This is a genomic window from Roseovarius conchicola (assembly GCF_041403425.1).
GTDB classification, from domain to species: domain Bacteria; phylum Pseudomonadota; class Alphaproteobacteria; order Rhodobacterales; family Rhodobacteraceae; genus Roseovarius; species Roseovarius conchicola.
This window is the reverse complement of sequence record NZ_JBGEHK010000015.1, coordinates 43,820-49,819: the sequence shown is the minus strand read 5'-3', so window position 1 is coordinate 49,819 and position 6,000 is coordinate 43,820. Positions and strand designations below refer to the sequence as shown.

Here is a 6,000-nt window from a genome sequence, read left to right as displayed (position 1 = left end):
GCGCAGTCCTCACTCCCGGGATTTTTGGGCGGTTTCCCCGCGGAATGCAGCTGGGTGGCTCTGCCCCGCGTCATGTTCGATCAGTTGCAGGGCTATGACCCGGCCTTCCAGAGCCCCGGGGGCGGGCTGGTAAATCACGATTTCATTGTCCGGGCTGCGGATTTGCCGGATACAGCTTTCATTGTGCTTTTGGGCGAAGGTGTTTTTCACCAGATCCACGGCGGTGTTGCAACCAACGTGAATCTGCGCGACCATCCGTATAAAGATTTTGACACTGAATACGAGAAATTGCGCAACAGACGTTACCACCGCCCTGAAATCAACGATATTGTGTATTACGGCTCCATGCCCGAAGCGGCCCGGAGGTTTCTGGCCTCCTGAGGCGTGCATCAAGGAAAACCTGTATCGGCGGCGCTGATTGGAAAGGACCAAGCATGGCAGATCTGATCGCTGTTCCCTATCAAAAACGGTTCTTTCTGGCGACGCTGATCATCATCGTGCTGACCTATCTGTTCTGGACCGGTTCACGTTATCCCGCACTTGATGAAAAGGCGATGATGTCCGGGGCGATTCAGCTGGAAGATTCATTGAGCTTCGAAGCGATCTTTCCGCTGACCGATGACATGGGTGTGCTTGAACGGATCTTTTGGTCGACCCTGAACTGGGTCAACACCAACAAGAAAGGCATGACATTCGGTGTCCTGTTTGCAGCGGCCTTTCTGACCCTCGCTTCTTACGTGCGACGCCGCAGTTTTCAGGGTGGTTTTGCCAATTCCGCGCTCGGCATGGTGATCGGCGCACCATTGGGTGTCTGCGTGAACTGCGCGGCCCCGATTGCCAAGGGAATGTATTCGGCCGGAATGCGGGCTGAAACCACGCTCAGCGCCATGATCGCCTCGCCCACGCTGAACATCGTGGTGCTGACCATGCTGTTTTCCCTGCTGCCGATGTATATGGCGCTGATGAAGGTCGGATTGAGCCTGCTGATCATCCTTGTGCTGGTGCCATTGATCTGCCGCATGCTCGATACTCGCGAAATAGAGCCCGAGACACCCGTAGCAACGCCGTGGAGCGCCTCTGAGCTCAATCCGGCACCCGACCAGCCGGAAAGCTTCCTGCGCTCCCTGAGCGGCGTTACAGCCGCCTTTATGCGGAATTTGTGGTTCATCATCATGCTGACGGTGCCCCTTATGCTGCTTGCCGGGTTCATCGGGGCCGTGGTTGCCACCCTGCTGCCCCAGGATCTGATCCTGGGTCTGCCTTTCTCAGTCTGGGCGCTGATTGTGATTGCACTTGTGGGTGTTCTGCTACCTGTGCCCATCGCCTTTGACGTGGTGATGACGGGTGCATTGCTGGGCCTTGGTCTGGCCCACGGCTATGTCATGGTGCTGCTGTTCACCCTGGGCACATTCAGTGTCTATTCCTTCATGATTATCGCGCAATCCGTCGGTCTTCGCGCCGCCTGGATGCTCAGCCTGTGCGTTGCCGTTCTGGGCGCAGCCGCAGGCGGCGCGGCCGAGTATTACCATCGCTGGCAGACCGAGCGAGCGCTTGAGATGCTGTTGCAGGACGCGCAGGCGCCCACGCCTGTTCCATGGGGTGCCGCGATGGCAGCCGGAGCCGACCCGTGGTCTGTTATCAGTGACGATTCCAGCCAAATCACAGTGTTAGCGGTGCCCTATGCACCCCCCTCGCCCGCTGCAGAAACCGGTTTTATCCGCTCCGAGGCCATGGAAGCCGGGATCGACAAACCGCTGGAGTTTTCCTTTCGCGACATGTGGCCGCCTTTTTGGGAAGGCCGCTCGCTCAGTACCGGTGATCTGGATCGCGACGGAGACCTCGATCTGGTCGTCGCCTCAACCGAGGAAGGGCTGTACCTCTATGCCAATGACGGGACCGGACAGTTCGCCCGCCTCGATGTCGATCTGGGGCCGCTGGCCGATATGCATGTCTTCAACGCCGCACTGGTCGATCTGGACAATGACGGCTGGCAGGATTTGTTCATAGCGACCTACCTGCAGGGCAACTGGATCTGGAAGAATGTGGAGGGCGCCTTCGGGACCCAGCCCCCCCTGCCCGTCCCCAACCGTGCCGATGCGGTGCTGAGCCTTGCTCTTACTTTTGGGGATGCCGATGGCAACGGCTTTCTGGACGTCGCCTTAGGAAACTGGGCCGCGGGCTGGTACCGCCGCATTCCCGGCGAGGAATCGCGCAATCGTATCCTGTGGAATGATGGCACCGATCTGGGCGCGCGCTTTGCCGATCTGCCGGGCATTCCAGGCGAAACGCTGTCGATCCTGTTTTCCGATATGGATCGCGACGGCGCACAGGACCTGATCGTCGGTAATGATTTCGACATTCCCGACTATTTCTACATGGGCGATGGTGCTGGCGAGTTTGCCATGGTCGACCACGCCAGCGGGCTGATCCCGCACACCACAACCACCACGATGGCGATCAAGACCGGGGATTTGCAGAATGACGGCACACCAGAGATTTACCTGGCGCAGATCGCCGGGCGCTCATCCGGGATCGCCGAAGTGCTGAAAATGCAGGACCTCGACCTCTATTGCGATGGCATCGCAAACGCGCAGGCCAAGGCCATTTGCGAGACCAACATGGAGATCAAGACATGGTATCGCTCTGGCAACAGCTTCGATCCCACCTACGCCAGTGAATGCCAGGAACTGGAGGGCCGTAACCGTGATGAGTGTCGCGCGATGCTGGTCAAAGACCTGGCCATTCAAAAGCGCGACCCGGGTCTGTGCAAACTGATCCCGCAGGGTCAGGATATCCCCCGCGCCTATTGTAAGCTGCATTTCCTGCCAGTGCGCGAACCCACCGCCGCCGAGATCGAATTGACCCATCCGCAAATCCTGCGCTCGAACGTGCTGCTGGACTGGCAGGGCGAGGCCTATTCCGACACGGCTGAGGATATCGGTCTGGATGTGGGGGGCTGGAGCTGGGACACCAAGCTGGAGGATTTCGATCTGGATGGCGATCTGGATGTCTACATCGTCAACGGCACATGGGTCCCGAACGAAGTCTCACCCTCCAACCTTTACTTTCGCAACAATGGCGATGGCACCTTTACCGAGGCCTCGGGTCCTGAGGGTCTTGAAGACTATCTGATGACCGCTTCCGCCACAGCGTTCGATGCTGACAACGACGGCGATGCAGACATGGTCACCCATCCGGTGAACGGCCCGCTGGTGATGTTTCTGAACACATCACAAAACCAGCGTCTTGGTTTTGAATTACGCGATGATACGGGAAACCGGGATGCCATCGGGGCGCTGATCACGCTGGAAGATACCACCGGCCGCCGCCAAAGCCGTGAGCTGCAACTGGGCGGCGGGTTCATGTCCTTCGACGCCCCCCGCGCCCAGTTCGGCTTAGGCGACCTGGCCGAGGCGACACGCGCAATCATCCGCTGGCCTGATGGGGCCGAGACCGTGATTGACGGACCCCTGCCCGCTGGCGCGCTTTACCGCGTGACGCGTCAGTAAATCCCAAAATTGCCCACGGGCAACTTTTCGTCAGATGGCCGGATAAATCGGGAAATTGCCCACGGGCAATTCTTGTTTGTCAGTTCGAAAAACGATCTTTCAGATAGGCTTTGAATGCCGCCTCAAGCGAGTCGCGGCTCAGCGCATCTTCAAACTCCATCACCACCTTGCGGCCTCTGCGGCGCACGGAAATCCCGGCCTCGCCCGCGCCGCGCCGATAGACCTGCGCTGGGTTCACAGGAGCTGCGGACGCAGGCTTTGCAGCCCGGGTCAGACGACGCATCACAGCCACCGCATCGACAAAACTGCCCCGGCCCGCCCGCGCCTGTTCCTGTTCGCGCTTGATCGCTGCAGCTTCTTGCAGAAGCGGTTTGGAAGACTCTGTTGCGGCCAAAAGCGGCTTTAGCTCGCGCGCGTTACGTTCCCGCAGATCGCGCACAGACGGGAACGCATCGACGATCACTTCAGGCAGCTTGGCCAATTGCAGGTAGCGCGAAAGCCAGGGCTGGCTCACCTCAAGACGCTGTGCCATCGCCTTCTGCTTGCCACCGTAATAGCGCTCCACCGCGTCGGCATAATCAATCGCACGTTCGTAATCCGAGATATCCTCGCGATCCCGGTTCTCGATATCGGCAAGGCGAAACGCCTCTTCATCACTCAGATCACGCAGCTCGATCAGGTATTTGAATTGGCCGTAATTGTTTGCCCTGAGCCAGGACACAGCAAAGTGTCTGCGCGCGCCGCAAATCACCTCGTATTCATAATCCGGATCGGATGAAGGGCGCACGATGGCCGGAAACTCCTGCCGTCCCTGCGAGCGGATACCATCAATCAGGTCGCGGCAATTATCCTCGGTCAGCAGGGCGTAGTCGCGGTTGTGGCGATCCCACATGCGACAGGCTGCGGGGTCGACCCAATGCAGCGTCTTTTCCTCCAACTCACCCGACAGACGATCGCCGATGGTGGTCGAGCGTTTGAGGAACCGTGCACTGGCCCGATCGGCCGCATCCGGGGCAGGGGCATCAAGCCCGCTCAGAACATCGTCAAGAATAGCATCATGTTTGCGTGTCATAGCAGTCCCTCACGGCGCAGGCCCGCATGGTGGCTGGGCCAGGTTTTTCGGATCAGCAGTTCGGTTTCGCGCCCAATGGCGTCGAGGTAGGCGCGGCAGCGTTTATGGGTTTCGGTACGTGCGGCGGCTCCGGTCAACTCGTACACCGTGCTCAGGTTGGCGGTGGCATTGTCGATCTCGGCGCTGTCTTTCAGCACCGATTGCATCATGTCCAAAGGAAATACCGCATCCATCATCCGCTTGATCGCCATATGCGCCGATTTATTGTCGTTCATCTTCGTGGCGAGAATCTTAACAAAAGCGTAATCGCGCGCGCCGCCCATCTGGGCCAGCTGGCTGAGCGTGGCGCCCAGCATCTTGAGGAAATGCGCGGTCGAGCCAAAGTCGATATTGTTGGGCGGGGCAGGGATGATCAACGCTTCGGCGGCACGCAGCACCGATAGGGACAGCATCCCAAGGGCAGGGGGCGGGTCCAGCAAGATGACGTCAAACCGGTCCTTGATCGTCTCTAATCCGCCGCGAAGCCGGTCCAGCACAAAGACCTGATCACGCGCCATACGCGCGGCGAACTCATATTCTGCATCATAGAGACCCAGATTGGCAGGGATCAGCGCGATGTTGGGCCAATAGGTGGCGCGTAACGCATAAGACAGGTCCTGCGGGCCACCGTGGCGGAAAAACGGGTAGAGCGTGTCTTCCTCTTCGTCGACATCCACATCCGGGTTCAGGCCGAACATTGAGGTGGTGCTGGCCTGACTGTCGCAATCAATCACGCAGACGCGGTAGCCTTTGAGCGCCAGAAACTGAGCGAGATGGCAAACAAGGGTGGACTTTCCGACGCCCCCTTTGAAATTCTGGATCGCCAGCACCATCGCCGGATCACTTTCCGCACGGTGGGGCAGGGTGCCGAACACGGTGCGCATCCGGTTCAGATCCGCCAGGCTATATCCGGTGCGCCGTCCTGACACCGGGTCTTTCTGGGGGGCGGGCAGACGACCATCCGCCTCGGCATCGCGGATCAGCTTGTCGCTGCGTCCGACCATGTCGCCGGCGGCGCGAACATTGAACCTCAGTTCCAGTTTTTTCTCGCTGCCGGGGGCATAAAGCCGGTCACGCAGCCGGGAAATCACCGTGTTGGCTCGGTTGGAAAGGTTCTCCAATTCGTCTAGCGTGACGGGGGGAAGGGCAGATTGCTCCATCTGGGTGCTCGTATCCTCTGGGGTTTTCTCCGAATCATGGACTGTGATGCCCCTCGACTCAAGTGTGAATATTTTCTGAGAAACTCAAAAATGTCGGAAATCCGTGACATCTTCCGATATCGCTGAACCTTGGATCTTTCCAGGCATGGTTTGGGCTGGAAACTGCCTTGCTTATGCGAACTTGTCCTTGCGAGAAGCGTGAAAGGGGGGCTGTTTGGTT

4 protein-coding genes are annotated in these 6,000 nt (G+C 58.9%); 2 read left to right on the top strand and 2 right to left on the bottom strand.

Going from position 1 to position 6,000, the window contains the following annotated elements:
* On the top strand, nt 1–381 hold a 381-nt coding region (locus tag V6N02_RS22010), incomplete at its 5' end, for a hypothetical protein (RefSeq protein WP_371229760.1).
* A gap of 53 nt (nt 382–434) precedes the next feature.
* Nucleotides 435–3,509 carry an FG-GAP-like repeat-containing protein gene (locus tag V6N02_RS22005; protein ID WP_371229757.1) on the top strand — a complete coding sequence of 1,025 codons (3,075 nt, stop codon included), beginning with the start codon at nt 435–437 and terminating at the stop codon, nt 3,507–3,509.
* 79 nt (nt 3,510–3,588) lie between these two features.
* Here the strand turns inward: V6N02_RS22005 and V6N02_RS22000 are convergent, their stop codons facing one another.
* Nucleotides 3,589–4,581, bottom strand: a complete 993-nt coding sequence (locus V6N02_RS22000; RefSeq protein ID WP_371229755.1) for a ParB/RepB/Spo0J family partition protein — start codon at nt 4,579–4,581, stop codon at nt 3,589–3,591.
* On the bottom strand, nt 4,578–5,780 hold the full coding sequence (locus V6N02_RS21995) for an AAA family ATPase (protein ID WP_371229752.1): 1,203 nt from the start codon (nt 5,778–5,780) through the stop codon (nt 4,578–4,580). The genes V6N02_RS22000 and V6N02_RS21995 overlap by 4 nt, the downstream gene beginning before the upstream one ends.
* Between the last annotated feature and the right edge of the window lie 220 nt (nt 5,781–6,000).